This is a genomic window from Pseudonocardia sp. DSM 110487 (genome assembly GCF_019468565.1).
Taxonomy (GTDB): Bacteria; Actinomycetota; Actinomycetes; order Mycobacteriales; family Pseudonocardiaceae; genus Pseudonocardia.
In genome coordinates this window covers 5,092,754-5,118,959 of sequence record NZ_CP080521.1, presented here as the reverse complement: position 1 = coordinate 5,118,959, position 26,206 = coordinate 5,092,754, and the positions used below count along the sequence as shown (strand labels likewise).

27 protein-coding genes are annotated in these 26,206 nt (G+C 73.7%); 16 read left to right on the top strand and 11 right to left on the bottom strand.

The annotated features are described in order from the left end of the window. Nucleotides 1-36: 36 nt before the first annotated feature. The 3 genes from K1T35_RS23920 (at nucleotide 37) to K1T35_RS23910 (ending at nucleotide 3,015) form a co-directional block, all read left to right on the top strand. Nucleotides 37-720 carry a FadR/GntR family transcriptional regulator gene (locus tag K1T35_RS23920; RefSeq protein ID WP_255620636.1) on the top strand — a complete coding sequence of 228 codons (684 nt, stop codon included), beginning with the start codon at nucleotides 37-39 and terminating at the stop codon, nucleotides 718-720. Next, nucleotides 717-1,922 (top strand): MFS transporter, encoded by a 1,206-nt coding sequence (locus K1T35_RS23915; RefSeq protein ID WP_220253938.1) that lies wholly within the window; start codon nucleotides 717-719, stop codon nucleotides 1,920-1,922. Before K1T35_RS23920 ends, K1T35_RS23915 begins: the two co-directional genes overlap by 4 nt. An 85-nt stretch (nucleotides 1,923-2,007) precedes the next feature. Then, the gene (locus K1T35_RS23910) at nucleotides 2,008-3,015 is read left to right on the top strand and encodes a sigma-70 family RNA polymerase sigma factor (RefSeq protein ID WP_220253937.1); all 1,008 of its coding nucleotides are present in this window, start codon (nucleotides 2,008-2,010) and stop codon (nucleotides 3,013-3,015) included. Between the two features lie 44 nt (nucleotides 3,016-3,059). On the opposite strand, the gene K1T35_RS23905 is transcribed toward K1T35_RS23910, so the two are convergent. Continuing rightward, complete coding sequence (locus tag K1T35_RS23905; RefSeq protein ID WP_220253936.1) at nucleotides 3,060-3,896, bottom strand: alpha/beta fold hydrolase; 837 nt, start codon at nucleotides 3,894-3,896, stop codon at nucleotides 3,060-3,062. Nucleotides 3,897-3,914: 18 nt separating this feature from the next. Next, nucleotides 3,915-4,778, bottom strand: a complete 864-nt coding sequence (locus tag K1T35_RS23900; protein WP_255620635.1) for a LysR family transcriptional regulator — start codon at nucleotides 4,776-4,778, stop codon at nucleotides 3,915-3,917. Nucleotides 4,779-4,882: 104 nt separating this feature from the next. On the opposite strand from K1T35_RS23900, the gene K1T35_RS23895 reads away from it, so the two are divergent. Next, nucleotides 4,883-5,785, top strand: a complete 903-nt coding sequence (locus K1T35_RS23895) for a TIGR03564 family F420-dependent LLM class oxidoreductase (protein ID WP_220253935.1) — start codon at nucleotides 4,883-4,885, stop codon at nucleotides 5,783-5,785. A 3-nt stretch (nucleotides 5,786-5,788) separates the two neighbouring features. Here the strand turns inward: K1T35_RS23895 and K1T35_RS23890 are convergent, their stop codons facing one another. Beyond that, nucleotides 5,789-6,397 carry a DUF4232 domain-containing protein gene (locus tag K1T35_RS23890; protein ID WP_220253934.1) on the bottom strand — a complete coding sequence of 203 codons (609 nt, stop codon included), beginning with the start codon at nucleotides 6,395-6,397 and terminating at the stop codon, nucleotides 5,789-5,791. A gap of 122 nt (nucleotides 6,398-6,519) precedes the next feature. On the opposite strand from K1T35_RS23890, the gene K1T35_RS23885 reads away from it, so the two are divergent. The 7 genes from K1T35_RS23885 to K1T35_RS23855 all read left to right on the top strand — a co-directional run bounded on the left by K1T35_RS23885 (nucleotide 6,520) and on the right by K1T35_RS23855 (nucleotide 15,335). After that, on the top strand, nucleotides 6,520-7,116 hold the full coding sequence (locus K1T35_RS23885) for a PadR family transcriptional regulator (protein WP_220253933.1): 597 nt from the start codon (nucleotides 6,520-6,522) through the stop codon (nucleotides 7,114-7,116). Nucleotides 7,117-7,226: 110 nt separating this feature from the next. Continuing rightward, nucleotides 7,227-8,192 carry an ATP-binding cassette domain-containing protein gene (locus tag K1T35_RS23880; protein WP_220253932.1) on the top strand — a complete coding sequence of 322 codons (966 nt, stop codon included), beginning with the start codon at nucleotides 7,227-7,229 and terminating at the stop codon, nucleotides 8,190-8,192. Further along, nucleotides 8,189-8,998 carry an ABC transporter permease gene (locus K1T35_RS23875; protein ID WP_255620633.1) on the top strand — a complete coding sequence of 270 codons (810 nt, stop codon included), beginning with the start codon at nucleotides 8,189-8,191 and terminating at the stop codon, nucleotides 8,996-8,998. The genes K1T35_RS23880 and K1T35_RS23875 overlap by 4 nt, the downstream gene beginning before the upstream one ends. Next, on the top strand, nucleotides 8,995-9,444 hold the full coding sequence (locus K1T35_RS23870) for a nitroreductase/quinone reductase family protein (protein ID WP_220253931.1): 450 nt from the start codon (nucleotides 8,995-8,997) through the stop codon (nucleotides 9,442-9,444). Before K1T35_RS23875 ends, K1T35_RS23870 begins: the two co-directional genes overlap by 4 nt. A 43-nt stretch (nucleotides 9,445-9,487) precedes the next feature. After that, nucleotides 9,488-11,755, top strand: a complete 2,268-nt coding sequence (locus tag K1T35_RS23865; RefSeq protein WP_220253930.1) for an excinuclease ABC subunit UvrA — start codon at nucleotides 9,488-9,490, stop codon at nucleotides 11,753-11,755. Between the two features lie 53 nt (nucleotides 11,756-11,808). Next, nucleotides 11,809-14,556: a DEAD/DEAH box helicase gene (locus tag K1T35_RS23860; protein ID WP_220253929.1), complete on the top strand. Its 2,748-nt coding sequence runs from the start codon at nucleotides 11,809-11,811 to the stop codon at nucleotides 14,554-14,556. Further along, nucleotides 14,553-15,335: an SWIM zinc finger family protein gene (locus tag K1T35_RS23855; RefSeq protein ID WP_255620631.1), complete on the top strand. Its 783-nt coding sequence runs from the start codon at nucleotides 14,553-14,555 to the stop codon at nucleotides 15,333-15,335. Before K1T35_RS23860 ends, K1T35_RS23855 begins: the two co-directional genes overlap by 4 nt. Before the next feature lie 166 nt (nucleotides 15,336-15,501). Here K1T35_RS23855 and K1T35_RS23850 read toward each other — a convergent pair whose 3' ends face one another. Beyond that, the gene (locus K1T35_RS23850; RefSeq protein WP_220253928.1) at nucleotides 15,502-16,341 is read right to left on the bottom strand and encodes an LLM class F420-dependent oxidoreductase; all 840 of its coding nucleotides are present in this window, start codon (nucleotides 16,339-16,341) and stop codon (nucleotides 15,502-15,504) included. A gap of 72 nt (nucleotides 16,342-16,413) precedes the next feature. Between K1T35_RS23850 and K1T35_RS23845 the strand changes: the two genes are divergently transcribed. Continuing rightward, entirely contained in the window at nucleotides 16,414-17,931 is a 1,518-nt protein-coding gene (locus K1T35_RS23845) for an FAD-dependent oxidoreductase (RefSeq protein WP_304940827.1), read from the top strand. Further along, nucleotides 17,928-19,517: a bifunctional 3'-5' exonuclease/DNA polymerase gene (locus K1T35_RS23840; protein WP_220253927.1), complete on the top strand. Its 1,590-nt coding sequence runs from the start codon at nucleotides 17,928-17,930 to the stop codon at nucleotides 19,515-19,517. The genes K1T35_RS23845 and K1T35_RS23840 overlap by 4 nt, the downstream gene beginning before the upstream one ends. Nucleotides 19,518-19,556: 39 nt before the next feature. Here the strand turns inward: K1T35_RS23840 and K1T35_RS23835 are convergent, their stop codons facing one another. Genes K1T35_RS23835 through K1T35_RS23820 form a run of 4 tightly spaced genes read right to left on the bottom strand, consistent with a single transcriptional unit; the run spans nucleotide 19,557 to nucleotide 21,428 of the window. Next, entirely contained in the window at nucleotides 19,557-19,967 is a 411-nt protein-coding gene (locus K1T35_RS23835) for a hypothetical protein (RefSeq protein WP_220253926.1), read from the bottom strand. Continuing rightward, on the bottom strand, nucleotides 19,967-20,638 hold the full coding sequence (locus tag K1T35_RS23830; RefSeq protein ID WP_220253925.1) for a DUF899 family protein: 672 nt from the start codon (nucleotides 20,636-20,638) through the stop codon (nucleotides 19,967-19,969). Before K1T35_RS23830 ends, K1T35_RS23835 begins: the two co-directional genes overlap by 1 nt. Continuing rightward, nucleotides 20,635-21,096, bottom strand: a complete 462-nt coding sequence (locus K1T35_RS23825; RefSeq protein ID WP_220253924.1) for an SRPBCC domain-containing protein — start codon at nucleotides 21,094-21,096, stop codon at nucleotides 20,635-20,637. The genes K1T35_RS23830 and K1T35_RS23825 overlap by 4 nt, the downstream gene beginning before the upstream one ends. Beyond that, nucleotides 21,093-21,428 (bottom strand): helix-turn-helix transcriptional regulator, encoded by a 336-nt coding sequence (locus tag K1T35_RS23820; protein ID WP_220253923.1) that lies wholly within the window; start codon nucleotides 21,426-21,428, stop codon nucleotides 21,093-21,095. Before K1T35_RS23820 ends, K1T35_RS23825 begins: the two co-directional genes overlap by 4 nt. Nucleotides 21,429-21,533: 105 nt before the next feature. Between K1T35_RS23820 and K1T35_RS23815 the strand changes: the two genes are divergently transcribed. Beyond that, nucleotides 21,534-21,863 carry a helix-turn-helix transcriptional regulator gene (locus K1T35_RS23815; protein ID WP_255620630.1) on the top strand — a complete coding sequence of 110 codons (330 nt, stop codon included), beginning with the start codon at nucleotides 21,534-21,536 and terminating at the stop codon, nucleotides 21,861-21,863. Beyond that, nucleotides 21,860-22,306: an SRPBCC domain-containing protein gene (locus tag K1T35_RS23810; RefSeq protein ID WP_220253922.1), complete on the top strand. Its 447-nt coding sequence runs from the start codon at nucleotides 21,860-21,862 to the stop codon at nucleotides 22,304-22,306. The genes K1T35_RS23815 and K1T35_RS23810 overlap by 4 nt, the downstream gene beginning before the upstream one ends. Before the next feature lie 56 nt (nucleotides 22,307-22,362). On the opposite strand, the gene K1T35_RS23805 is transcribed toward K1T35_RS23810, so the two are convergent. The 3 genes from K1T35_RS23805 to K1T35_RS23795 are packed head-to-tail and all read right to left on the bottom strand — an operon-like array spanning nucleotide 22,363 to nucleotide 25,685. Further along, the gene (locus tag K1T35_RS23805; RefSeq protein ID WP_220253921.1) at nucleotides 22,363-23,268 is read right to left on the bottom strand and encodes an SGNH/GDSL hydrolase family protein; all 906 of its coding nucleotides are present in this window, start codon (nucleotides 23,266-23,268) and stop codon (nucleotides 22,363-22,365) included. A 52-nt stretch (nucleotides 23,269-23,320) separates the two neighbouring features. Beyond that, nucleotides 23,321-24,535 carry an RNA polymerase sigma factor gene (locus K1T35_RS23800; protein ID WP_220253920.1) on the bottom strand — a complete coding sequence of 405 codons (1,215 nt, stop codon included), beginning with the start codon at nucleotides 24,533-24,535 and terminating at the stop codon, nucleotides 23,321-23,323. Nucleotides 24,536-24,557: 22 nt separating this feature from the next. Beyond that, nucleotides 24,558-25,685 carry an NAD(P)/FAD-dependent oxidoreductase gene (locus tag K1T35_RS23795; protein ID WP_220253919.1) on the bottom strand — a complete coding sequence of 376 codons (1,128 nt, stop codon included), beginning with the start codon at nucleotides 25,683-25,685 and terminating at the stop codon, nucleotides 24,558-24,560. Nucleotides 25,686-25,747: 62 nt separating this feature from the next. Between K1T35_RS23795 and K1T35_RS23790 the strand changes: the two genes are divergently transcribed. Beyond that, nucleotides 25,748-26,203, top strand: coding sequence for a pyridoxamine 5'-phosphate oxidase family protein (locus tag K1T35_RS23790; protein ID WP_220253918.1), 456 nt, complete (start codon nucleotides 25,748-25,750; stop codon nucleotides 26,201-26,203). Nucleotides 26,204-26,206: the final 3 nt, after the last annotated feature.

Below are 26,206 nucleotides of genomic sequence, written 5' to 3'. Positions count from 1 at the left end.
ACGCGGCAGCCAAACATGGGATGTTAGGTTGTTTGAGTGGGACTGACGGCGGTGCGGCCCGGCCGGTTGTGCGACGGGGTGGTGGCCCAGTTCGAGGCGCTCATCGCGTCCGGCGAGTGGCCGGTTGGCGCGAAGATCCCGGCGGAACCGGAGCTCGTCGCGGCGCTCGGCGTGGGGCGCAACACCGTGCGCGAGGCGGTGCGGGCCCTCGAACACGCCGGGGTGCTGGAGCCTCGCCGCGGCGACGGGACGTACGTGCGCGCCACGAGCGATCTCGGTGCCGCGCTGATGCGCAGGGCCCGGCGCACCACGGTCGCGCACGTGCTCGCCGTGCGCACCAGCCTGGAGCGGGACGCCGCCGTGGCCGCCGCGCTGAATCGAACCGATGCCGACGTCGCGGCGATCCGGGCTGCGGTCGAGGCCCGCCGCGCCGCCTGCGACCAGCCGGACCGGGCCGCGTTCGTCGCGGCGGACGTCACCTTCCACCGGGCGGTCGTCGCCGCCACGGGCAACCCGGTGCTCATCGACCTCTACGCAGGCCTCACCGAGGCATTGGAGCACTCGGTCAGCGAGATCGACGAGCACGACGACGACCCAGGGGCGTTCCCCGGGCACGAGGAGCTCGCCGCCGCGATCGCTGCCGGCGACCCGGACGCGGCGCGAGCCGCCGCGAACCGCTACCTCGACGCGGCCCGCGCGATCATGGAGCGCAGCTCGTGAACGTCGAGGCGGCGGCCCGCCCCACACGCTCCGTGGCCGCACCCGCGTGGTGGATCGGCCTGGCGATCGTGCTGGTCGCGGCGAACCTGCGACCCGCGGTCGTGGGTGTGGCGCCGTTGCTCGCGCAGATCCAGGCGGACGAGCGGCTCTCCGCCACGGCGGCCGGGATCCTCACGGCCCTTCCCGTGCTCTGCTTCGGCTTGATCGCACCGGTTGCCCCGCCGCTGGCCCGGCGGCTCGGCACCGAACGCGCGCTGCTGACCGCGCTGGCGCTGCTGATCGTCGGCTTCCTGGTGCGCTCGAGCGGCCCGCTGGCTGCGCTGTTCGCCGGCACCGTGCTCCTCGGCTCGGCGATCGCCATCGGCAACGTGCTGCTCCCCAGCCTGATCAAGCGCGACTTCGCCCACCGCACGGGGATGATGACCGGCCTCTACACGATGGCGATCGCCGGTGGCGGCGCCCTGTCGGCCGGCATCACGGTGCCGGTGGCGCAGGCGGCCGGGCTGGGCTGGCGCGGCGCGCTGGCAGGGTGGGCGCTGTTCGCGCTGGTCGCGCTGCTGTGCTGGCTTCCGCACGTGCGCAGGGCCGGGCGACCCGCCCGGGTGGGCGGGCAGCGCGTCGGCGGGCTCTGGCGCGACGCGCTGGCGTGGCAGGTCACCGCGTACATGGGCCTGCAGTCGCTCGGCTACTTCGCGGTGACGGCCTGGCTGCCTGCGCTGCTCGTCGACCGCGGCTACGACCCGGTGACAGCCGGCTTCCTGCTGTCGCTCTCCACGGTGGCCGGCATCGCCGGCGCCTTGGTCGCCCCGATACTCGCCACGCGCGGGAGGCGCCAGCGGGGGCTCGCGGTCGGCATCACGGCCGTGGCCGCGGTCGGGTTGCTGGGCGTGCTCGCACCGATCGGCGTCGAGCCGGTGGCCGTGATCCTGCTCGGTGCCGCGCAGAGCGCCGCGCTCGGCCTCGCGCTCGTCCTCGTCGCGCTGCGGGCCCCGGACGCCGCGCACGCGGCCCAGCTGTCGGGCATGGCGCAGACCGCTGGCTACGTCGTCGCCGCCGCAGGGCCGTTCGCGGTGGGCGCGCTGCGCGACCTGACCGGCGGTTGGACGGTCCCGCTCCTGCTGCTCGTGGCGCTGCTCGCGGTGCAGGGCGCGGCGGGTGTGCTCGCGGGCCGGGACCGGCACGTGCGCCGGCACCCCGTGTGACCGCGCATTTCTCGTCAGCTTCCGATCCTCGCTCGGTTTTGTCGGCCACCCGTTCTAGGCTTCGTCGCGCGAGAAGGGGGAACCGATGACCATCACCGCTGATGCCCCGCCGACCACGTGGGAGCAGTACCGCGTGGAGCTCACCGGCTACTGCTACCGGATGCTCGGCTCCTCGGCCGACGCCGAGGACGCGGTGCAGGACACGATGGTGCGGGCGTGGCGCTCGTACGAGAAGTTCGAGGGCCGTTCCTCGGTGCGCTCGTGGCTGTACAAGATCGCCACGAACGTTTGCCTCACGATGCTCGACAGCCGCCAGCGCAGGGCCACGCCGATGGATTTCGGCCCCGCCGCGTCGACCGACGGCCCGAGGCCAACGCCGAAGCCGGAGATCTCATGGCTGGAGCCGATCCCCGACGCGCGGGTGCTGCCCGTCGAGTCCGACCCCGCCGAGCTCGCCGTGGCGAAGGAGTCGGTGCGGCTCGCGTTCGTGGCGGCGCTGCAGCACCTGCCCGCTCGGCAGCGGGCGGTGCTGATCCTGCGTGAGGTGCTGCAGTGGAAGGCGTCCGAGGTGGCCGAGCTGCTCGGCACCACGGTCGCGTCGGTCAACAGCGCGCTGCAGCGTGCCCGTGCCACGCTGGCCGAGCAGGAGCTCGCGCAGCCAGGGCCCGGCGGTGGCGGGGCGAGCGAGCTCGACGCCGATCACCAGGAGCTGCTGGCCCGCTATGCCGACGTGTTCGAGCGCTACGACGTGGGGGCACTGGTCAACCTCCTGCACGAGGACGCCATCCTGAACATGCCGCCCTACGACATCTGGCTTCAGGGCGTCGAGGAGATCCAGAAGTGGTGGATCGGGCCGGGCGCGCCGTGCCGGGGTTCGAAGCTGCGGCCGCTCTCGGCCAACGGAATGCCCGCTTTCGCGCAGTGGCGGCCCAACCCCGACGGCGACGGGTACTACGCCTGGGCGCTGCAGGTCCTCGACCTCAAGGACGATCGGATCACCGCCTACACGGCCTTCCTCGACGTCGACACCTTGTTCCCGATGTGGGACCTGCCGCTGCGCCTCGACAAGGATGGACAACCGATTCGGGCGTAGCAGCTGCCGGTGGTCTCGATACGCGCCGGCCCTGAGGGCCGGCGCTACTCGACCAGCAGGCGGGTCACTTCCAGCAGCCAGTCCATGGCCTCGGGGCACGCGTCGAGCACGGAGATGTGCCCGTCGTCGCGCCGGAACCACATCTCCGACTGGGGAAGGGTGCGGGCCAGCTGCTCGGCGTGCGTCCGGGGCGCCACCCGGTCCTGCTCGCCCTGCACGAGCAGCACGGGCGCCTCGACCAGGGCCAGGTCTGCAGCCCACGGGGTGACGAGCGCGATGTCGTCGTCCACCTGGCCGTCCGGCCCTGCGCGTCCGGCGGTTCCGGCGTCCACACCCATCGCCTCCCAGGTGCCGGACAGCGCCTCGAAGTCGGCGGTGGTGAAGGTCGCGGGGTCGAACTCGCTCTGCTCGGCGTAGCGCAGACGGGCCTCCCGCCCGGCCATGGCGGCGCGGAGCGCGCCGTCGTCCGCCATACCGGCGAACCAGCTGTCGTCGCCGGTGAAGGGGGCGATCGCGGCGAAGCAGGCCACACCGGTCACCCGGTCGGGCAGCAGGGCCGCGCAGGCGAGCGCGTGCGAACCGCCGCTGGACGAGCCCATCACGGCGAACCGGTCGAGGCAGAGCACGTCGGCCACATGAGCCAGGTCCGAGGCCGCGGATCCGACGGCGCGGCCCGGTTGCGGTGTGGATCCGCCGTAGCCGGGGCGGGCGCAGGACACGAGCCGGAAACCGCGTTGCCTGGCCAGGCCGAGAAGCGGCTCGTACAGCGCACCGGTCTGCGGCGTGCCGTGGTGCCAGACGAGCGCGGTGTCCCCGTCGCCGGTGTCGTGGATCCGCAGGTCGCGTCCGTCTGCCAGCCGCAGGTCCCGCGTGATCGCCACCGCGTCACCGTAGCGGGATCACGCGAGGGCGGCGACGAGGGCGTCCATGCAGGCGGGAGCGGTGCTCGGCGGCGCGAGCAGCAGCCCGGACACCTCGACCAGCGGGGCCAGCGGCCGGACGGCCACGCCCGGCATCGGCGCGTCACCGCAGCCGCAGACGATCGTGGCGTCGCCTTCGCTCATGCCGATCTCGACGGCGGCGTCCTCGAGCGAACGCACCGGCCGGCCGGTGCTCGGAACGATGCCGGCGGCGCGGCAGGCCGTCTGCAGGGCGTCCTGCAGGGCCGGGTCGCTCCCCCGGTCGGGCAGGCGCAGCGTGAGGTCGGCGAGCGCGGTGATCGGTACGGCCGGAGCGCGCGCCGCCGGATGCGCTGACGGGAGCAGCACCTGCAGCGGGTCGCGCCACACTTCTCGCGCCTGCAGGTCCCTGGCCCCCACCGCCCCGCGGACGAGCGCGATGTCCAGCTCACCGGCGCGCAGTGCGGCGACGTGCGCGGCGATCGTGCCGTCCACGAGGGTGAGCGCGAGGTCGGGGACGTCCGCCCGGAGCTTCGCGGCCGCCCGGTACAGGCGTGGTCCCGTGCCGGGGGTGGTGCCGACCCGCAGCACCCCCGCGCGCCCGGCGGCGAGGTCGGCCGCAACAGCGCGTACCCGGTCGACCGCCGACAGGGCGGCGCGTACCTCGTCGAGCAGCCGCCTGCCGTCGCCGGTGAGCGCGACGCGTCGGGACGTCCGCTCCAGCAGCCGCACGCCCAGCTCCCGTTCGAGCCGGCCGACCTGCTGGCTCACCGCAGGCTGCGCGACGTGCAGGCGCTCGGCGGCCCGCCCGAAGTGCAGCTCCTCCGCGACGGCCACGAAGTAGCGCAGCTGCCGAACCTCCACGCCACATCTCTACCACGTCTCTACCAGGATCCATCACGCGTCCTTATCGCTGTGCGGGCCGATTGCCCGTTGATCCGCGACCGAGCCGTCGCTGGACTGGTGGCATGCAGATCGGGATGTGGATCGATGACGAGAGGCCGCTGCCGGCCGTGGTCGACGCGGTGGTGGACGCGGAACGCAGGGGCTTCGGCCGTGCCTGGTTCGGTCAGCGGCTCGGATGGGACCCGCTGACGGTCATCGCCGCCATCGGCGACCGCGCCCCGCGGATCGGCATGGGGACGGCCATCGTGGTGACCTGGTCGCGCCACCCGCTCACGCTCGCCGCGGAGGCACTCACCGCGCAGGCCGCGGTGCAGGGCAGGCTCACGCTCGGGATCGGACCCAGTCACCAGCCGATCGTCGAGGGCCGGTTCGGTCAGCACTGGCACCGTCCCGGCCGGCACGTCGAGGAGCAGCTCGACGTCCTCCTCCCCGCGCTGCGCGGGGAGGCCGTCGACGTACACGGCGAGACGGTCACGGCGGTCGGCGCGCTGACTGCGCCCGGCGCGCCCGCACCGCCGCTGCTGCTGTCCGCGCACGGCCCGCGCCTGCTGCGCATGGCCGGAGAGCGGGCCGACGGGGTGATCACCACGTGGACCGACGCTCGCAGCGTCGCCGAGAACGTGGTGCCTGCGGTGCGGGCGGCCGCGGCAGGCCGGCCGGACCCGCAGGTCGTCGTCGGCGTGATCGCCACGCTGACCGATGACCGGGACGCCGCGCGCGAGCATGTCGCCCGGAACTTCGGCATGGCGGGTTCGTTGCCGAGCTATCGCCGCTCACTGGACCAGGCCGGGTTCTCCGGACCGGAGGACACGATCCTGGCCGGGAACGAGGCGGAGCTGGAGAAGGCCGTGCGTCGGTTCGCCGACGCCGGAGCGACGGAGCTGCAGCTCTGCCCGATCGGCCCACCCGCCGAGCAGGCGCGCACGATCGAGTTCTTCGGCGGGCTGGCCTCCGCTGTGTCGTGACGGCTACGGCGTGATCGTCTGGACGGACAGCTGGTTCCCCGGTGGGGTGGTGTCGCAGCCGGTGCCCTCCACGGGGACGAACAGGGCGGCGGTGTCGCCCGGCGGGTAGACGCGCACTCCGCGGACCGGGACGGGGTGACAGGCGGCGGCGTCGTAGTTCTGGACGTTCACGAGCTGGAGCTGGGCACGTGCCGTGCCGCCGGGCGGGATCGGCACCTGGCCGCCGCGCTCCCCCGACATCGCCGCTGCCGGGCCGACCTGGTGGCCGTCGTCGCCTGCGACGTACGAGACGCCCGGGAAGCCGCGCAGCTCGCAGGTGTGGGAGCCGGTGTTGGTGAAGATCAGCGGGCGGTACACCGATCCCGCGGCGGCGTCGCCCTCGCCGAGTGACGCGGAGAGCTCGCCGGTGGTGCAGCGGGGCAGGTCCGTGCCGTCCGCGTGCTCGGTGGGCCTGATCGCGCGGGTCCCGGCGGCGGCCGGTGTCGCGGTCGGCGCGACGTCCGCGGACGTCGCAGGCGAGACCGGCGCTGTCGGCGGCGCGCCGGCGCATGCCGACACGCCCATCAACACGGCGGCGACGACCCCCGCCACCCTGGTACTGGTCCAGATCATTTCCCCGCTCCTCCGCGGCGCTCCACTGGCTACATCAGCACTGCGCCGCTCCACCTGGTCAGACGCGCGGTTGGAGACCGCGTTCCGCGATACAACCGATCGGGTGCCTTAGGCTCGGATCGATGTCGGCGACGCGCTTGCTGGTCTTGGGGATCGTTCGCGGGTACGGGCGCGCCCACGGCTACCGGATCGGCAACGACCTGCTGTCGTGGGGCGCCGACGAGTGGGCGAACGTGAAGTGGGGCTCGATCTACCACGCGTTGCACTCGCTCACGGAGGGCGGCTACCTCCGGGACTTCAACGACATGCCGGGGCGCACCGAGTACGAGCTCACCGAGCGCGGTGAGGCCGAGTACATGAAGCTGCTGCGCGACGCGCTGCGCCGTCCGCAGCCACGTCCGGATGCGTTGGGCGCCGCGCTCGCGATGCTGCCGTCGCTGTCCCGCGAGGAGGCGATCTCGCTGTTGCGGGAGCGCCTGGGGGCTCTGGAGACCGCGCGCGACAAGGCGCGCGCACAGGTCGACGCGCTGGTGGACCCGCCGCACGTGCGGGAGCTGTTCGGCATGTGGGAGCACAGCGCGGCGAGCAGCGCCGAGTGGACGCGCGGCTTGATCGAGCGCCTCGAGGGCGGCGCGTACCCGATGGCGGGCGAACCACGCTCGCCGGGCAAGCCCGGCAGCTGGGAAGCGTTGAAGTTCCCGCCGTATCCGCCGCGATAGCGGGGCGCTTGGTAACACCCGCCCGGTTCGTGGCGATTCAAGTTTGCACACCCCCTTCCCGGTGAGGCATTCTCGTCGGGCAGGGTTCAAACTTGAGTATCGGGAGGGACATGGTTGCCGCTGTGAGCGCCGAGGCGCTCCGCAAGCGCTACCCCGGATCCGACCAGCCCGCGCTCGACGGGTTCGACCTGTCCGTGCCGCCGGGCACGGTGCACGGGCTGCTCGGCCCGAACGGCGCGGGCAAGACCACCGCCGTCCGCATCCTCACCACGTTGCTGCGCGCCGACGGCGGGCGCGCCGCGATCGACGGGTTCGACGTCGCCACGCAGGGCGCGGACGTGCGCAGGCGGATCGGGCTGGTCGGCCAGTACGCCGCGGTCGACGAGATCCTCGACGGCCGCACCAACCTCGTGATGTTCGGCAGGCTCTTCCACCTGTCCCGGGCCGACGCGCACCGGCGGGCCGACGAGCTGCTCAGGCGGTTCGACCTCGCCGACACCGGTACCCGGCCGGTCGGGAGGTACTCCGGCGGCATGCGGCGGCGGCTCGACCTGGCCGTCAGCATGATCCTCGCGCCCGCGGTGCTGTTCCTCGACGAACCGACGACCGGGCTCGACCCGCGCAGCCGGGCCGGGGTGTGGGGCGCGGTGCGTGCGCTCGTCGCGGACGGCACGACGGTCCTGCTCACCACTCAGTACCTGGATGAGGCCGATCAGCTCGCCGACCGGATCTCGGTGCTCGCCGCACCGAAGGGCGGCGGCGGCCGCGTGGTCGCCGAGGGCACACCGGACGAGCTGCGCTCGCGCATCGGTGGGGACCGGATCGAGGTCGTGGTCCACCACGCGGCCGACCTGCCCCGCGCCGCCGCGCTCGTGGGACGGGTGGCCGGCACCACCCCGGAGACCGAGCAGGCGACCCGCCGGGTGACGGCCCCGGTGAGTGACCGCATGGAGGCGCTCACCGCGGTCGTGCACGGGCTGCGGCACGAAGGGATCGACGCGGAGGACCTCACCGTGCGCCGCCCCACCCTCGACGAGGTGTTCCTGCATCTGACGGCGACGGGGGTGGCGGCGTGACCGTCCTTCCCGCGCCCGGGTCGCGCCTGCGCTGGGCGCTCAGCGACGCCGGCACCCTGACCCGTCGCTACCTGGCCCACCTGCGCCGCCAGCCCGAGCAGCTCGTGATGACGATCGGGTTCCCGATCGTCATCCTGCTGATCTTCGTGTTCCTGATGGGCGGCATGATGGTGGTGCCGGGCGGCGACTACCGGCAGCTGCTGCTCCCGGGCATGTTGACCATGACCATGCTGTCCGGGATCGGCAGCACGATGATCGCCGTCGTCACCGACGCGCAGCGCGGGATCACCGACCGGTTCCGCTCGATGCCGATGACGCCGTCGGCCGTGCTCGTCGGGAGGGCCGCCGCCGATCTCACGATCTCGGCGATCGGGCTGGTCGTGCTGATGCTCGCGGGTCTCGCGATCGGCTGGCGCATCAGCGGGGGGCCACTCGCCGTGGCCGCGGCCGCCGGGCTGCTCCTGCTGTTGCGATTCGCGATGCTGTGGATCGGCATCTACCTGGGCCTGATCGCGCGCGGCAGTGGGCCGGTCACCGCGGCTCAGGCCCTCGAGTTCCCGGTGGCGTTCCTGTCCGGGGTGTTCTTCGCACCCGCCGCCATGCCCGCCGTGGTCTCGACGATCGCCGAGTGGCACCCGCTGACCGCCACCGCGGCAGCCACCCGCGAGCTGTTCGGCAACCCCGGGTGGGGCGGCGACTCATGGGTCGCCCAGCACCCCGTCCTCATGGCCGTCGTCTGGCCGCTCGTGATCATCGCGGTCTTCGGGCCGCTTTCCGTCCACCGCTACCGGGAGATGAGCCGATGACCACCCAGAACCCCACCCCGCCGCGCTGGCTCAAGCCGATGAACAAGGTCTTCCTCGCGCTGCGGCGCACCGGCCTCGGCATGAAGACGCTGCCCGTGCTCACCGTGCCGGGCCGCAAGAGCGGCAAGCCGCGCAGCACACCGCTCTCGGTGCTGGAGCACGAGGGACAGCGCTACCTGCTGGAGGGCTTCCCCGGCGCCGACTGGGCGCGCAACGTCCGGGCCGCGGACGGTCGCGCCGTGCTGAGCACGGGCAAGCGCCGCGAGCAGGTTCGGCTCGTCGAGCTGGATCCGCAGGACGCGCTCCCGGTGCTGCGGCTGTGGCCGGTGCGTCTCGCCGACGGCGCGAAGATCATGGCCGATGCCGGGGTCGTGGAGGCGGTGACGCCGGAGGCGTTCGAGGCGGTCGCGGGCCGGTGCGGCGTTTTCCGGGTCGAGCCTGCGTGAATGCGGTCGGAAACCGTCCGCTGCCCCGCGTAGGAAGGACTGCATGACCGAGTACATCTCCGTCACCGGCGCCCGCGAGAACAACCTGCGCGACGTGTCCGTCCGGATCCCGAAGCGCCAGATCACGGCGTTCGTCGGGGTCTCCGGGTCCGGGAAGTCGTCACTGGTGTTCGACACGATCGCCGCGGAGGCGCAGCGGCAGCTCAACGAGACGTTCTCGGCGTTCGTGCGCGGGTTCCTCCCGAAGCTGGGCCAGCCCGACGCCGACCTGATCGAGGGGCTGTCGACGGCGATCGTGGTGGACCAGAAACGGCTCGGCGGCGGGGCCCGCTCCACGCTGGGCACGGTCACCGACATCAACCCGCTGCTGCGGCTGCTGTGGTCGCGCCGCAGCACCCCGCACGTCGGGTACGGCTACGCGTTCTCGTTCAACGAGCCGCAGGGCATGTGCCCGGAGTGCAAGGGCATCGGGCGCAAGGTGCAGCTCGACCACGGCGCCTTCTTCGACCTGGACAAGTCGCTGAACGAGGGCGCGATCCGGCACCGCGACTTCGCGGTCGACTCCTGGTATTGGCACATCTACGCGCAGTCGGGGAAGTTCGACAACGACAAGCCGCTGCGCGACTACAGCGACGCCGAGTGGCGGCTGCTGCTGTGGGGCTCGGACGGGAAGGTCGCGCTCAAGGGGCCCGGCCGCAAGGCCGTCAACATGGACTTCGAGGGCGTGGAGGCCAAGTTCAACCGCCTCTACATCCAGGCGGACGCCGACTCCGGCAGCTCGGAGCGCAAACGGGAGACGGTCGCGCGGTTCACCACATCGGTGCGCTGCCCCGGCTGCGGCGGGACCAGGCTGAACGAGGCCGCGCGCACGGCCACCGTCGGCGGGTACTCCCTGCCCCAGGTCACGGCGATGAACCTGCACGGGGTGCACGCGCTGCTGCCCACCCTCTCGGATCCGGACGTCAGGCCGCTCGTCGACGAGGCCACCGCGCGGGTCGGGGCTCTGATCGACATGGGGCTGGGCTACCTCACGCTCGACCGGGAGACCTCCACGCTGTCCGGTGGCGAGTCGCAGCGGATCAAGATGGTGCGCCACCTCGGGTCGTCGCTCGTGGACGTCATGTACGTGTTCGACGAGCCGACGATCGGGCTGCACCCGCGCGACGTGGGGCGGATGAACGCGCTGCTGCACCGGCTGCGCGACAAGGGCAACACGGTGCTGGTCGTCGAGCACGACAGCGACGTGATCACGGCGGCCGACCACGTCGTCGAGCTCGGCCCGCTGGCCGGCTCCGGGGGCGGGCGGATCGTGTACGAGGGGGACGTGGCAGGGCTCGCGACGTCGGGCACGCTCACCGGCGAGTTCCTGCACCGTCCGATCGCGCTCCGGGAGGAGCCGCGCACGCCGACCGGACACCTGCGCCTGGAGAACGCGAAGGCCAACAACCTGCGCGGCTTCGACGTCGACGTCCCGCTCGGCGTGCTCGTCGCGCTCACCGGCGTCGCGGGCTCGGGCAAGAGCACGCTGGTGCGCGAGGTGCTCGTGCCCCAGCACCCGGGGGCGATCGTGGTGGACCAGAGCGCGGTGGCCACCTCGATCCGTTCCACGCCCGCCACCTGGACCGGGGTGATGGACCCGATCCGCAAGCTGTACGCCAAGGCCACCGGGGTGAAGCCTGCGCTGTTCAGCTTCAACTCCGACGGCGCCTGCCCCACCTGCAACGGGCTGGGCGTGCTCTACACCGACCTCGCGTTCCTCGACGGCGTGCGCTCCACCTGCACCGAATGCCACGGCCGCCGCTACACGGAGGAGGTGCTCGCGCTCACCGTCGACGGGAAGTCGATCTCCGACGCCCTGGACATGACCGCGGAACAGGCGTGCGCGTTCTTCACCGCCCGCGACATCCGGCGGCGGCTGCAGGCCGTGGTCGACGTCGGGCTCGGGTACCTGACGCTCGGCCAGCCGCTGTCGACGTTGTCGGGCGGCGAGTGCCAGCGGCTCAAGCTGGCCGGGCGGCTGCACGAGGAAGGCAACATCTACATCCTGGACGAGCCCACGACCGGGCTGCACATGTCCGACTGCGGGCACCTGCTGGCCCTGCTCGACCGGCTCGTCGACGGCGGCAGCTCGGTGATCGTGGTCGAGCACAACCTCGACGTGATCGCGCACGCCGACTGGGTGATCGACCTCGGCCCCGACGGCGGCGACGACGGTGGCACCGTGGTGTTCGAGGGCCCGCCGCACGAGCTCGTCCGTGCCACCGGCTCGTTCACCGGGGAGCACCTGGCCCGCCACGTCGCGGCCCGCTGAGCCGGCTCCCCGACCACCCTGCACCCTGGAGTTCGATGACCTCGACTCATCCCATGAGCCCAGCCGCCGAGGGCCGGGCGCCCAGCCGGACCGACCTGGCCGTCTTCGTCCCCGCCGACCCGCCACGAGCCGGCCAGCTGCTGCTGACCGGCGACGTGCTGACCGGCCTCGGCACCCCCGGCGCCGCCGACGTCGTGCCCCCGCCCGGGGACGACGTGCGGAACGTGCCGGTGCGGCGGATACCGGTGGCCGAGGCGCTGGCGCCCCTGCTCGCGAGTCCGACGTTCGGGCACGGTGAGTCCGGCGATCTGGACGCGGCGCTGCGGTTCTGGGCCGATGCGGCCCGGTTCGCCGTGCACCTCGTCGCCCGTGGCCGGCTGCTCCCGGGTGTGTCGCCCGCGGGGTTCGACGCGTGGCGGGTCGGCCCGCTCGACGCCGACGACGCCGACCGGCTGCACTCCCTCGCCGCGGCGATGCCGCCCAGCGCAAGGGCGGTCCCCGCGCCGGGAGAGGAGCCGGTGGCCCTCCCGGCGGCCGCACCGCTGCTGCGGGCGTTCCTCGACGCCGTGGCCGACGTGCTGCCCCGTTCCCCCGAGGCGGTCGAGGCGACCGGCACGCCGGTGTACGCCTCGCCGGAGCCACACGCCGTCCCGCACCTGAGGGACTGGGCCGACGAGGTCGCGGCGGGTTTCGACGCCGGCGTGCGGTTGTCGCTGCGCGTCGAGGTGGGGCCGGACGCCACCCGGTTCCGCGCCGTCGTCCAGCTGCACGCGCTCGACGATCCCACGCGGGTGGCCGACCTCGCCGCCGTGTGGAGCGGCGCGGCCGTCGGCTTCGGGCCTCGCGGCCGGATCGACGCGTTGCTCGCCGTGCGCCGCGCCGCGCGGTTCTGGGACCCGCTTCAGCAGTTGCTCGGGCAGGCGGTGCCGGACGTGCTCGACCTCGACGACGGGGATGTCACCGACCTGCTCGGCGACGGCTCCGCCCGGCTCGCCGCCGCGGGAGTCGCCGTGCACTGGCCGCGGGACCTGCGGCCGGAGCTGTCCGCGCGCGTCGTCGCGGGGCGCGGCAGCGGTCCGACCCCGTTCACGGCAGGCGGGGAGCCGCTGCACCTCGACTGGGAGCTCGCCCTGCGCGGTGACCCCCTCACCGGCGAGGAGATGGCCGAGCTGGCCGCGAGTCACCGGCCGGTGGTGCGGCTTCGTGACGAGTGGGTGCTCGTCGATCCCGCCACCCGGGCGCGGGCGACCGATCGGACGCTCGGCCCGGTGAGCCCGGTGTCGGCGCTGGGAGCGGCGCTCACCGGACAGGTCGACGACCGCGGAACCCCGGTTCCGGTGCTCACGACGGGCTGGCTCCAGGAGCTCAAGGAGCGGATCGCCGCGCCGCCCGCCCCGCTCGCGCCGCCGGACGGGCTCGCCGCAACGCTGCGCGACTACCAGCTGCGCGGCCTCGGCTGGCTGGACCGGATGACCTCGCTCGGGCTCGGCGCGTGCCTCGCCGACGACATGGGCCTCGGTAAGACGATCACTCTGATCGCACTGCACCTGCACCGCGCTGCCGGACCCACACTGGTGGTCTGCCCGGCGTCGTTGCTGGGCAACTGGGAGCGGGAGATCACGCGGTTCGCGCCGGGCGTGCCCGTCGACCGCTACCACGGCAGCGGCCGGGAGTTGCCGGAGCACGACGGGTTCGTCCTCACCACGTACGCGACGATGCGGCTGGACGTCGACGCGCTGGCCGCGCACCGGTGGGGCCTTGTGGTCGCCGACGAGGCGCAGCACGTGAAGAACCCCGCGTCGGGCACCGCGGCCGCGCTGCGCCGCATCCCGTCCGCCGCCCGAGTCGCGCTCACCGGCACCCCGGTGGAGAACGACCTGGTGGAGCTGTGGTCGATCCTCGACTGGACCACCCCGGGTCTGCTCGGCACACTCGCCGAGTTCCGGGCCCGCTGGGCGGACCCGATCTCGGAGGATCCGGGCGTCGGCGGACGGTTCGCGCGGCTCATCGCCCCGTTCCTGCTGCGACGGCGCAAGTCGGACCCCGGCATCGCGCCGGAGCTGCCCCGCAAGACCGAGACCGACCGCCCCGTCGGGCTCACCCGCGAGCAGGCGGGGCTGTACGAGGCGGTGGTGGCCGAGACGATGGAGCGCATCGCCCGCGCCGACGGCATGGCCCGGCGCGGCCTCGTTCTCGCGCTCCTCACCGCGCTCAAACAGATCTGCGACCACCCCGCGCTCTACGCGAAGGAGCCCGACCCGGTGCTGCGGGGCCGGTCCGGGAAGCTGGAGCTGCTCGACGAGCTGCTCGACACGATCCTCGCCGAGGACGGCGCGGCGCTCGTGTTCACGCAGTACGTCACCATGGGGCGGCTGCTCGAGCGGCACCTGCGAGCGCGCGGCACGTCCGTCCAGTTCCTCCACGGCGGCACCCCGGTGCCGGAACGCGAGGCGATGGTCGAGCGATTCCAGCGCGGCGAGGCGGCGGTGTTCCTGCTGTCGCTGCGCGCGGCGGGCACCGGGCTCAACCTCACCCGCGCCGACCACGTCGTGCACTTCGACCGCTGGTGGAACCCCGCCGTCGAGGAGCAGGCCACCGACCGGGCGTACCGGATCGGGCAGACCCGCCCGGTGCAGGTGCACCGGCTGATCAGCGAAGGCACCGTGGAGGACCGCATCGCCGCCCTGCTCGAATCCAAGCGCGCGCTCGCCGACTCCGTGCTCGCCGGGGGCGAGGCCGCGCTCACCGAGCTCACCGACGCCCAGCTGGCCGACCTCGTCGCCCTGCGGGGCGAATCGTGACCGCCGCGCGGGGGTTCCCCGCGTTCCCGCCGCGCCCGGGCAGGCGCGGCCGGTCCTGGTGGGCGCGGGCGTTCACCGCGGCCATGGAGGACGCCGCCCTCGACGCCACTCTGCTGCGGGCCGGGCGGCGGTTCGCCGGCAGCGGGCGGATCGGGCCGATCACGGTGTCGCCCGGCCGGATCGCCGCCACCATCGAGGACCCGGACGGGATCTACGACGTCGTGGTGCACCTGGCCGAGCTCACCGACGCGGAGTGGGCCCGGTTCCTCGACCAGGTGCTGGCCGAGGCGGGCCACCTCGCGGCGCTGCTCGACCGCGAGGTGCCGCGATCGCTCGTGCGCTCCGCGGACGCCGCCGACGTCGCGCTCCTGCCGACCATCGGCGACCTCGAGTCCGACTGCGACTGCCCGGACATCGGCGATCCGTGCCAGCACGCGGCCGGCCTCTGCTACCAGGCGGCGTGGCTGCTGGACGACGACCCGTTCGTGCTGCTCCTGCTGCGCGGCCGCGACGCGGACGAGCTGCTCGACGTGCTCGGCAGGGAACCGGCCGCGGCCGAACCGGCGGACCGGCGGGACGTCGATCGCGTGGTGGCGGCGGCCGCGGCGTACACGGCCACTCCCGCAGGTCTTCCCGCTCCGCTCCCGCCACCGGCACGAGCGGACGTCCCGGTGTTCCCGCCACCGCCCGGCCTCCCACCGGACGCGCTGTCCCACCTGGCGGCGGCCGCGGCGACCCGCGCGAGAGAGCTGCTCACCGCCCTCCCGGTGGTCGAGTAGGGACGGCGCCCCAGCGCCGGCCCGTATCGAGACCACTCACCCATGAGGCGATCGTGGCTGTGGCCTCGATACGCGCCGGCCCTGGCGGGCCGGCGCTACTCGACCACCGGACAGAGGCCCTGGCGGGCCGGCGCTACTCGACCACCGGGAGGCGGGCCGGAAAGGGTCAGCGCAACCCGAGCGCCGCCGAGAGCTCGCGCAGGGGCGGGAGCGGGTCGGCGCCCTCGGCCGTGAGCACCTGGGCGCACACGTGGTCGGCGCCCGCGTCGAGGTGGGCGGTGAGCCGCGCGGCCACCGACTCGGCGTCGCCGTGGGCCACGAGGGCGTCGATGAGCGCGTCGCTGCCGCCGTTGTCGAGGTCCGACTCGCTCCAGCCGAGACGCAGCAGGTTGGACCGGTAGTTGACCAGGTTCAGGTAGGGCCGGTCGACGACCGGGCGGCCGATCGCGCGGGCGCGCTCGGCGTCGGTGTCGAGCACCACCTTCTGCTCAGGGGCGAGCAGGACGCCGTCACCGACGATCTCCCGCGCCTCCCGGGTGTGCTCTGGGGTGGTGAGGTAGGGGTGCGCGCCGGCCGTGCGGTCGGCCGCCAGCCGCAGCGCCTTCGGCCCCAGCGCGGCGAGCGCCCGTCCCGCGACGGGGACATCGGCTTTGTCCAGCGCGTCCAGGTAGTCGACCATCGTGGCGTACGGGCTGCGGTACTTGCTCGTCTGCTCGGGGTGCCCGATCCCGACGCCGAGCAGGAACCGGCCCGGGTGCTTCGCCGCGATCCGGTGGTAGGACGGCGCCACCTCCTCCGCGGGTGTCGCCCACATGTTCACGATGCCGGTGGCGATCACGATGCGCTCGGTGGCGTCGAGGAGCGACTCGGCGAGCGCGAGGTCCCCTCGAGGCGACCCGCCGATCCAGACGGCGCCGTACCCGAGCGCCTCGGCCTCCACCGCGAACTCGGGGCTGAGCCCCCCTTGCCCTCGCCAGATCCCGTACCGGCCCACATCGATCGTCATGTCACGGGCCAACGCGGCTCGGGTGGGCGGGCATTCCGCGAAAGCGTCGGTGCTCCCGCATAGGGTCAGCGGGTGAGTCGCGAACCGCGCCCGCGGGTACTGGTGCCGGCCGATCCGTCGTTGCCCCACACGGTCCCGGCCGGCACCGAGGCGGTGGTGGTGGGCGGCGGTATCGCCGGGGTCTCGGCGGCGGTGGTGCTGGCCGAGCGCGGGGTGGCCGTCACGCTGCTGGAGGCGGCGCCCACCCTCGGCGGCCGGCTCGGCGCGTGGCCGCACACCCTGCCCGACGGCACCGAGCAGGTGGTCGAGCACGGGTTCCACGCGTTCTTCCGCCACTACCACACCTGGCGTGCGCTGCTGCGCCGCATCGACCCGGAGCTGGGTTTCCTCCGCCCGATCGGCGGCTACCCGGTGATCTCCCGCGAATGGCCGGACGAGGACCTCACCGGACTGCCCGGCGTCCCGCCGTTCAACCTGATCGCGCTGTTCGCCCGGTCCCCCAGCCTCGGGCTGCGCGACCTGCTGCGGTCCCGCCAGTCGCTCGCCGCCGAGCTGCTGGCCTACGACCGCGTCCGCACCACCGCACGCTTCGACCACGTGCCCGCGGCCCGGTTCCTCGCCTCGCTCGGCATGTCCGATCGCGCGCAGGCGATGCTGTTCGAGGCGTTCGCGCGCTCGTTCTTCGCCCATCCGGGCGCGCTGTCGGCCGCCGAGCTGATCGCGATGTTCCACTACTACTTCCTGGGCAATCCGCACGGCATCGGTTTCGACGCGCCGGCCACCGACCACCGCACCGCGATCTGGGAGCCGTTCGCGGCGTACCTGGAGAAGCTGGGCGCGCAGGTGCGCACGGCCGCGCCTGCCCGGTCGATCGCCCCGGCCGAGTTCCACAGCTGGCGGGTGGAGCTGGATGACGGTGCGCTGCTCACCCGGCACCTGGTGCTCGCCACCGAACCGCCCGCGCTGCGCGCCCTCCTCGCGGCGTCCCCGCAGGTGGCGGCGGTGGCGCCGCGGCTCGTGGCGAAGGCGGCCGCCATCCCGGTCGCGCCGCCGTTCGCCGTCACCCGGCTGTGGTTCGACCGCGACGTCGCCCCCCACCGCGCCACGTTCAGCGCCGTGAGCCGCGAGCGCACCCTCGACTCGGTCACGGTCTACTCCCGCCTCGAGGCGCCGTCGGCGGAGTGGGCGGCGCGCACCGGCGGCTCGATCGTGGAGCTGCACTCCTACGCCTGCTCCGCCCCCGACGCCTCCACCGCGTCGGCGCGGATGCGGGCCGAGCTCGCCGAGCTGTGGCCGGAGACGGCCGACGCCGGTGTGCTGCACCGGCAGGAGCGGATGGAGGCCACGGCGCCGTCGTTCCCGCCCGGCGGGGCCGCGTCCAGGATCACCGTCACCGGTCCGTGCCGCGGGCTGCGGGTGGCGGGCGACCACGTCACCACCCCGTTCCTCACCGGCCTCATGGAACGTGCAGCCGTCTCGGGTGTGCTGGCGGCCAACGACGTGTTCGCGGAGGTGGGCGCCGCCCCGGAGGAGATCCTCGGTGGTCCGCAGCGGGGCCTGCTGGCCGGGCTACTGCCCCGCCGCCGGTGAGGGTCGCGTTCGACCCGGGTCCGCGCGAGGGCGTCCCGCGGATCCAGCGGCTGCACGAGGACGGCACCCCGGCCGGCGTGGCGGAGACCCTGCCGGATCTCGCCGCCGTCGCCGCGCTCGAGAAGCAGGAGGCGCCGAGGTGGGTGTTCGCGAGGGCCCGCAGCTATCGGCGGCTGCTCGCGGCGGGCGTCGACGTGGGCCGCGCGCACGACGTCGAGCTGGTCGAGGGCCTGCTCGTCGCGGCCGACGGTCACTTCGGGCAGCCGCACGGGCTGGCGGCGGCGACGGCCCGCCTCCAGGGGCGCACCCCCGATCCCGACCCGCCCGCCGTGGACGACGGCCCGCCCGCGCTGTTCGAGACCGCTGCGCCCGCCGACGAGCTCGCCGACGTCGTGGCGGTGCACGCGGCACAGCAGCGCACGCTCGCCGACGCGGGACCTGGGATGCGGCTGCTGGCGGCGGCGGAATCGGCCGGGATGCTCGTGGCCGAGGAGATGACGGCCGCCGGGCTGCCGTGGCGCGCCGACGTGCACGACCGGCTCCTGGTCGAACTGCTGGGACCGCGGCCCGTGCTGGGCGGGCGCCCGCCGAGGCTGGCGGCCCTCGCCGATGCGGTCGACGCGGCGTTCGGGCGCCCGGTCAACCCCGACTCCCCGGCCGAGGTACTGCGTGCCTTCGCGCGCGCCGGGCACGAGCTGGCCACCACGCGGTCGTGGGAACTCAAGCAGATCGACCATCCGGCCGTCGCGCCGCTGCTCGCCTACAAGGAGCTCGCCCGGCTGCACTCCGCGCACGGCTGGGCGTGGCTGCGCAGCTGGGTGCGGGACGGGCGGTTCCGGCCGGAGTACATCGTCGGCGGTGTGGTATCCGGCCGGTGGGCCACCCGCGGTGGCGGCGCGCTGCAGATCCCCAAGGCGGTGCGCGCGGCCGTGCGTGCCGATCCCGGCTGGCGGCTGGTGGTGGCCGACGCCGCCCAGCTGGAGCCGCGGATGCTCGCCGCGCTCTCCGGCGACCACGCCCTCGCCCCCGGCGACGAGGACCTGTACACCGCGCTCGCGGCGCGCGAGTTCGGCGGCGACCGGGCGAAGGCAAAGCTCGCACTGCTGTCGGCGATGTACGGGCAGACCTCCGGCGGCGCCGCCGTGCTCCTCGCGACGCTGCGCAAGCGGTTCCCGGCCGCGATGGCGTTCGTCGAGGACGCCGCCCGCGCCGGTGAGGAGGGGCGGCTGGTGCGCTCCCACCTGGGCCGCACCTGCCCGCCAGCACGCCCGGGCCACGAGCAGCCCGCCGCGGCGCGGGCCCGCGGGCGGTTCACCCGCAACTTCGTGGTGCAGGCCACCGCCGCCGAGTGGGCGTTGGTGCTGCTCGCCGAGCTGCGCGGGCAGCTGCGCGCGGCAGGGAGCCCGGCCCAGCTCGTGTTCTTCCAGCACGACGAGGTGCTGTTGCACGTACCGGCAGAGGTGGCCGAGGAGACCGCCGACGCCGTCCACGCCGCTGCCGCAACGGCCGGTCGGCGCCTCTTCGGCGACACCCCGGTCCACTTCCCCATGCAGGCCCGCGTGGTGGAGGGGTACGACGAGCGCTGAGACGTGAGCGCTGGGACGACGAGCGCTGAGACGTGAGCGTCAGCCCGACGTCCGGCGGAACTCCATGTCCATCCAGTGCTCCCATGCGCCGTCCACGTTGCGTTCCCACTTCGCTGACATCGTGGAACCGGCGACCACGAGGGTGGCGCGCGCGGCCGGTCCGGCGAACGTCCAGATCCCGGCGTCGTCGACGGTGGCCCGCATCAGCGCGGTGCCGCCGCTGTGGTCGAACGAGCGCATCAGGAGGGCGTCACCGTCCCGCTCGCCGATCACCTCCAGCACGTCGACCTGCTCCCCGCCCATCCGCACGTCGACGCGGTGGACGACGAACTGCCGGCCGGGCAGCCACTCGTAGACGTCGCTGCCCTCGATGCCGACGCCGTCGACGGTCTGCCCGGAGGACGCCCAGGAACCGATGATCGGTTCCCACGCCCTCATGTCCGTCGCCATCAGTACTCGTCGTGCAGGCGCCACCACTGGTACGGGGCGGTCTGCGGTCGGCCGGCGGGGGTGTCCTCCCAGGTCTCCTGGCGCCCGAGCGGGGTGCGGTCGAGGATCGACCAGACGGTGCCGATCGCCTCGCCGCCCCGGTCGGTGGTGAAGTAGGTGCGGAAGACCCGGTCGTCGTGGCGCAGGAACACGCTGAGGCCGAAGCCTTCCGCGGTGCCGCAGTCGGTGGCGAAGTCGTTCCCGAGGGACGAATAGAACGGCACCTGCCAGCCCATGCGCTCGCGCAGCGCGGCCAGGTCCTCGTACCGCGACAGCGAGACGTTGGCCATCGTGGTGTCGCGGGCGTGCAAGTGGGCGAGGTGGCTGATCTGGTCTGTGAACAGGCAGCAGCCCTGGCACCAGGGCGGCCCGGCCATGAACTGGTAGACCACGAGCTGGCGGCGGCCCTCGAACAGGTCCAGCAGCGTGGCGGGCCCGTCGGCGCCCTCGAAGGTGTAGCCGCCGAACTCGACCATCGGCATCCGGCGCCGCCGCGCGGCGAGCGCGTCGCCCGCACGCATGTGCTCCTTCTCGGCGGCCCGCAGCTCGGCCGCCGCCACGGCCCACTCCTGGGGCGTGACGACCGGGGGTAGCGCCTCGGGGGCGAGCTCGGTACTGGGCGGTGCGCTCATGATCGGTTCTCCTTCTCGGGTTCGGTGACGTGCTCGGTGAGGCGGTCGAACGCGCTCGACCATCCGTCGTGGACGTTCTCCCGGGCCTCCTCGGTGCTGAAGCCCACCTGGTGGAAGGTCATCTCGGTGCGGCCGTCGCCGAGGTCGGCGAGCTCGACGGTGATCACGGACTCCGCGTCCCCACCGGGCGCGCGCCACGTGAACACGAGTCGCTCCGGGGCGCGGACCTCCAGGTAGAAGCCGCCCGTCGGGAACTCCTGGCCGGTGCCGTCGACGACCATGGTCGCCCGCCAGATGCCGCCGGGACGGACGTCGGCGCTGATGGACTCGAGCGGTGTGCTGAAGCCGCGCGGGCCGTACCAGCGGGTGAGGTGCCGCGGGTCGGTCCAGGCCCGGAACACGAGCTCCCGCGGAGCGGCGAACTCCCGGGTGATCGTGAACTCCCGGGTGGTGGTCATGCCGGCCCTCCCTGCTGCAGCTCACGCAGGTGCTCGTCGAGACGGTCGAAGCTGCCCTCCCAGAACCGCCGGTACGTCTGCACCCACTCCGCGACGCCCGCCAGCGGCGCGGCCTCCAGCCGGCACGGCCGCTGTTGCGCGTTGCGGCCCCGGCTGATCAGCCCGGCGCGTTCGAGGACCTTCAGGTGCTTGGAGACCGCCGGCATGCTCATCGCGAACGGCTCGGCCAGCTCGGTGACGGTCGCCTCGCCGCGGGCCAGCCGCGTGAGGATCGCGCGCCGGGTGGGGTCGGCCAGCGCCCCGAACACGACGTCCAGCTGATCGTTGACCACGTGTCAAACCCTCCGGTTAATTAACTTCGAGGTTTACCATAACCCCGCTGTCAACATTCAACCGAGCGGTTGACGGTTTGCTGGTCGAGCACTACGTTCAACCGAGTGGTTGAGCAACTCGACGCGGTCTTCCACGCGATGGCCGACCCCACGCGCCGGGCCATGGTGCGCACGCTCGCCGGCGGCGAGCGGACCGTCGGCGAACTCGCCGCCCCGCACCCGATCTCGCTCGCGGCCGCCTCCAAACACGTCAAAGTGCTGGAGCGGGCCGGCCTGGTGCGGCGCACCGTGCTCGGACGGCGGCACGTGTGCCGCCTCGAGGCCCAGCCCCTCGCCGCGGCGAGCCGCCACCTGCACTTCTACGAGCAGTTCTGGACCGAGCGCATCGACGCCCTCGAAGCGTTCGTCACCCGAGCCGAGGAGGAGTCCCCGTGACCGACGTAGCAAAGACCGTCCCGCACCGCGTCACCGTCGTCCGCACGATCGCCGCCTCCCCCGAGGCGCTCTACGCGGCGTGGACAGAGCCGGACAGGATGCGCAAGTGGTACGCGACCGTCGTCGACGCCGACGTGCGCGTCGGCGGGCGGTACCGCATCGAACTGCACGAAGCCGACGGCACCGTGAACGGATTCACCGGCGAGTACCTGGAGCTCACGCCGAACACGCGGATCGCGTTCACCTTCACCCACCACTCCCAGACCCCCGAGGACCGGATCAGCGACGAGAAGGTGGAGGTCACCTTCCGTGAGATCGAACCGGGGCGCACCGAGCTGACGCTCGTGAACAGCTGGATCGGCCCGGAGTTCGAGCCGTCCCACTACGCCGAGCTGCGCGAGGGCTGGGAGGAGTGGATCAACCGGTTGGAGAAGGTGTTCTAGGACAGACCCACCGGACAGGGGGCGCCGGCCCTACTCGACCACCGGAGATCGACTGCCTAGGCGGCGGCGCGGGAGGGCTCGTCGGCCAGTGCGTCGACGACCATCCCGCCGATCTCCTTCATACCCAGCGCGTTCGGGTGAATGGGCGCCGCGGGCGCGGTCGGGACGAGGCCCTCGACCCACTTCGTGCCGGGCAGCTGGCAGACGTCGTGGCCGATCGACGGGGTGTAGGTGTCCACGAAGTTCACGCCGGCCGCGGACGCCTGGTCGGCCAGCATCGCGTTGAGCGCCTTCTCCACCCCGCGCAGGTAGTCGACGTCGCCCGGGCTGAACGGCACCACCGGGAAGCAGCCGGGGCCCTCGTCGGGGAGGATCACGGGGTAGCCGACGAGCAGCACGCGCGCGTCGGGGGACCGCTCCTCGATCGCCGCGAGCACGCGGGCCACCTTCGGCGCGGCCTCGTCGATCTGCCGCGTGAGCTGGTCGGTGCCGTCCGCCGTGTAGTGGTCCTTGCACGCGCTGCCGGTGGGCTGCAGCGGCGAGCGGGTGGCGCACTCGGTGATGATGTCGCCGAAGCCGATGTCGTTGCCGCCGATCGAGATCGTCACCAGCTGCGTGTCGCGCGCCAGTGCGTCCAGCTGCGGTGCGTTCTTGCCCAGCGGCACGCTCTGGGGCCCGGTGACGTTCTCCGTGGTCGCCCCGCTGCAGCTGGCGTCGCGGAACTCGCCCGCACCCAGCTCCCGCGCCACCACCGACGGGTAGTTCTGGTTGGAGCGCAGGCACCCGGCCGGCTCGCCCGTGGGGATCGGCACGAGCGGGCCGGCCGCGTAGGAGTCGCCGAGCGCGACGTAGCGCTGCACCGGGGTCTGCTCGGGCTGCGCAGCGGCGGGCGGGGCCGTCGCGAGCGGAATGGCCGTTGCGAGCAGAACCGGGGCGACCCATCGGGCCGGGGAGCGGCGCACATCGACTCAACGACGCGGTGATCGTCTCGATACTCCCGAGTACCAGGCCGTGTCACCCGAGGCGGGCGGCGCGCTCCTCCAGATAGCGCCGCTCGGGCTCGCTCGTCGTGCGGATCGCCGCTTCCTGGTACTCGGCGCGAGCCCCGGCCCGGTCGCCCGCCATCTCCAGCAGGTGCGCGCGCACGGCCAGCACCCGGTGGTGTCCGACGAGGGGGCCGTCGTCCAGGGTGGCGAGCAGGTCGAGTCCTGCTCGCGGCCCCTCGACCATGCCGACGGCCACGGCCCTGTTGAGCGTGACCATCGGACCCGGCGCCACCGCGGACAGAACCCGGTACAGCTGCGCGATCTGCGGCCAGTCGGTGTCCTCGGAGCGCTCCGCCTCGCCGTGCACGGCGGCGATCGCGGCCTGCAGCTGATAGGGCCCCACCGGTGCCCGTGCCATGGTCGTCTCGATCAGCGCGATTCCCTCTCCGAGCAGGGTGCGGTCCCAGAGGCACCGGTCCTGCTCGGCGAGTGGCACCAGGCCGCCGTCGGGCCGGGTGCGGGCCGGCCTGCGCGCCTCGGTGATCAGCATGAGCGCGAGCAGGCCTGCCACCTCGCCGTCGGCGGGCAGCAGCCGGTGCACCTGCCGGACCAGCCGGATCGCCTCGCGCGTGAGATCGGGCCGGTGCAGGTCGGGCCCGGATGTCGCCGTGTAGCCCTCGTTGAACACCAGGTACAGCACGTGCAGCACCGCGCCGAGCCGGGACGTGCGATCGGCGTCGGCCGGCATCGCGAATTCGTGGCCGGCCACCGTGCGCTTGGCCCGGCTGATCCGCTGCGCGATCGTCGACTCGGGCGCGAGGAACGCCCTGGCGATCTCGGCGGTGGTCAGCCCGCCGACGGCACGCAGCGTGAGCGCCACCTGCGATGACGGCGACAGCGCGGGGTGGCAGCACAGGAACAGCAGGGTGAGCGCGTCGTCCTCGCCAGTGGGCTGTTCGGGCGCGGCCTCGTCGAGGCCGTCGAGCAGCGCGGCCGTGGTCTCACGGCGGCGCCGGGCGTGCTCGCTGCGCCAGTGGTCGGCGAGTCGCCTGGTGCCGACCGTGAGCAGCCACGCCCTCGGGTTGTCCGGCACGCCTTCTGCCGGCCACTGGACGCTCGCGGCGAGCAGCGCCTCCTGCACCGCGTCCTCGCACGCCTCGAACTGACCGTGGCGGCGCACCAGCACGCCGAGTACCTGCGGAGCGAGCGGCCGCAGCACGTCCTCGAGCGCCGCACCGACCACGCCGCAAGCCTACGAAGTCCTACTACGCCGCGGCCGCGCAGCTCAACGCAACGTGGGCGAGCGCGGACAAGGGTGCCGTTCCCCTGCCGAGGCCGATGTCGACGGCGGCGTCGAAGACGGACTGGCGCCGCGCCGCCGCGTGCACCGCCGCGTCGAGGAACCGGGGGCGGCGCAGCAGGCGGGCCAGCACGGCGCCGTGGGCGTGGTGCCGTTCGAACGTCTGGCGCATCGCGGCCCGGTGCGCCGCCCCCGCCGCGGCGCCGAGCAGCGCGGCGCGCCCGGCCAGCACGCCGGAGGCGAGCGCGTCGAAGATTCCCTCCCCGGTCAGCGGGTTGACCAGAGCCGCTGCGTCTCCCGCCAGCAGCACCCGCCCGTCGGGGTGGTGGCGTGGGGTGGTGAAGAGCGGCAGGTGGTGGCCGCGGACGGAGGCAGGGTCAGGCTCGTGACCCGGCAGGAGCGCCCGCAGGGCCGCCACGAGCTCGGTGCGGGAGCCGCTCCCGCGCTTGTCGAACACCCCGAACCCGACGTTGGCACCGCCCCCTGGCAGCGGGAACGACCATGCGTACGCCGGGTACGGCCCGCGCGCGAACTCGATCACGAGCGTGTCCGGGTCCACCGCGGTGGGCGCGTAGCCGCGTACGGCCACGGCGGTGGCGGACGGTGGTGCTGCCGGGGCGCCGAGCAGCCGGCGGACGGTGGAGTTCGCACCGTCCGCGCCGATCACGACGCGCGCCGCGACCGCACCGTCTAGGACGACGCGGTCCGGGCCCATCTCCAGGTGCCGGACGCGGTGCCGCAGCAGCCGGGCCCCGCGCGCGACGGCGGCGGCCACCAGCTCGGCGTCGAAGACGGTACGCGGCACCACCCGGTTGGGGCGGGCGCAGGCGCGCTCCACCACCCGGCCGCCGGGACTACGCAGCCGCATCCGCGGCACCGGCGGGCCGAGGCGGGACACACCGGGCACGCCCAGCGCCTCGACGAGGTCGAGGGCGTGGGCGGCGATCCCGTCGCCGCAGGTCTTCTCGCGAGGGAACTCCGCGGCGTCGACCAGCAGCACACGGGCGTCCGGACGCAGCTGCAGCGCGCGCAGCGCCGCGGCGCTGCCGGCCGGGCCTGCGCCCACCACCGCCAGGTCGACCACATCGTCCACCGTGCTGGTTCTACTCGCTGCCGGCGGCGGCCTGCGCACCGGGTCGGCTACCGTCCGTGGTCATGCTGGAGCAGCGCCGGGGACGGCGGATCGCGATGACCCCCGAGGAAGTGGATGCGTTCCTCGCCGAGGAACGCACGTGCCGCGTGGCCACCCTCGGCCCGAGCGGGCCGCACGCCACCCCGCTGTGGTACGCGTGGCACGGCGGCGCGCTGTGGCTGACGTCGGTGGTGCGCAGCCAGCGCTGGACGGATCTGCAGCGCGACCCGCGCGTCGCCGTCGTCGTGGACGCCGGCACCTCCTACGACGAGCTGCGCGGTGTCGAGCTGCGCGGGCGGGTCGAGGTCGTCGGCGAGGTCCCCCGCACCGGCGAGCCGGTGCCGGAGCTGGAGGGCCCCGAGCAGCTCATGGCCGACCGCTACATGGGTGGGACGTTCGTCCACGATGGCCGGCACGCCTGGCTCCGCATAGTGCCGGACAAGATCACGAGCTGGGACTTCCGCAAGTTCAGCGGCTGAGCA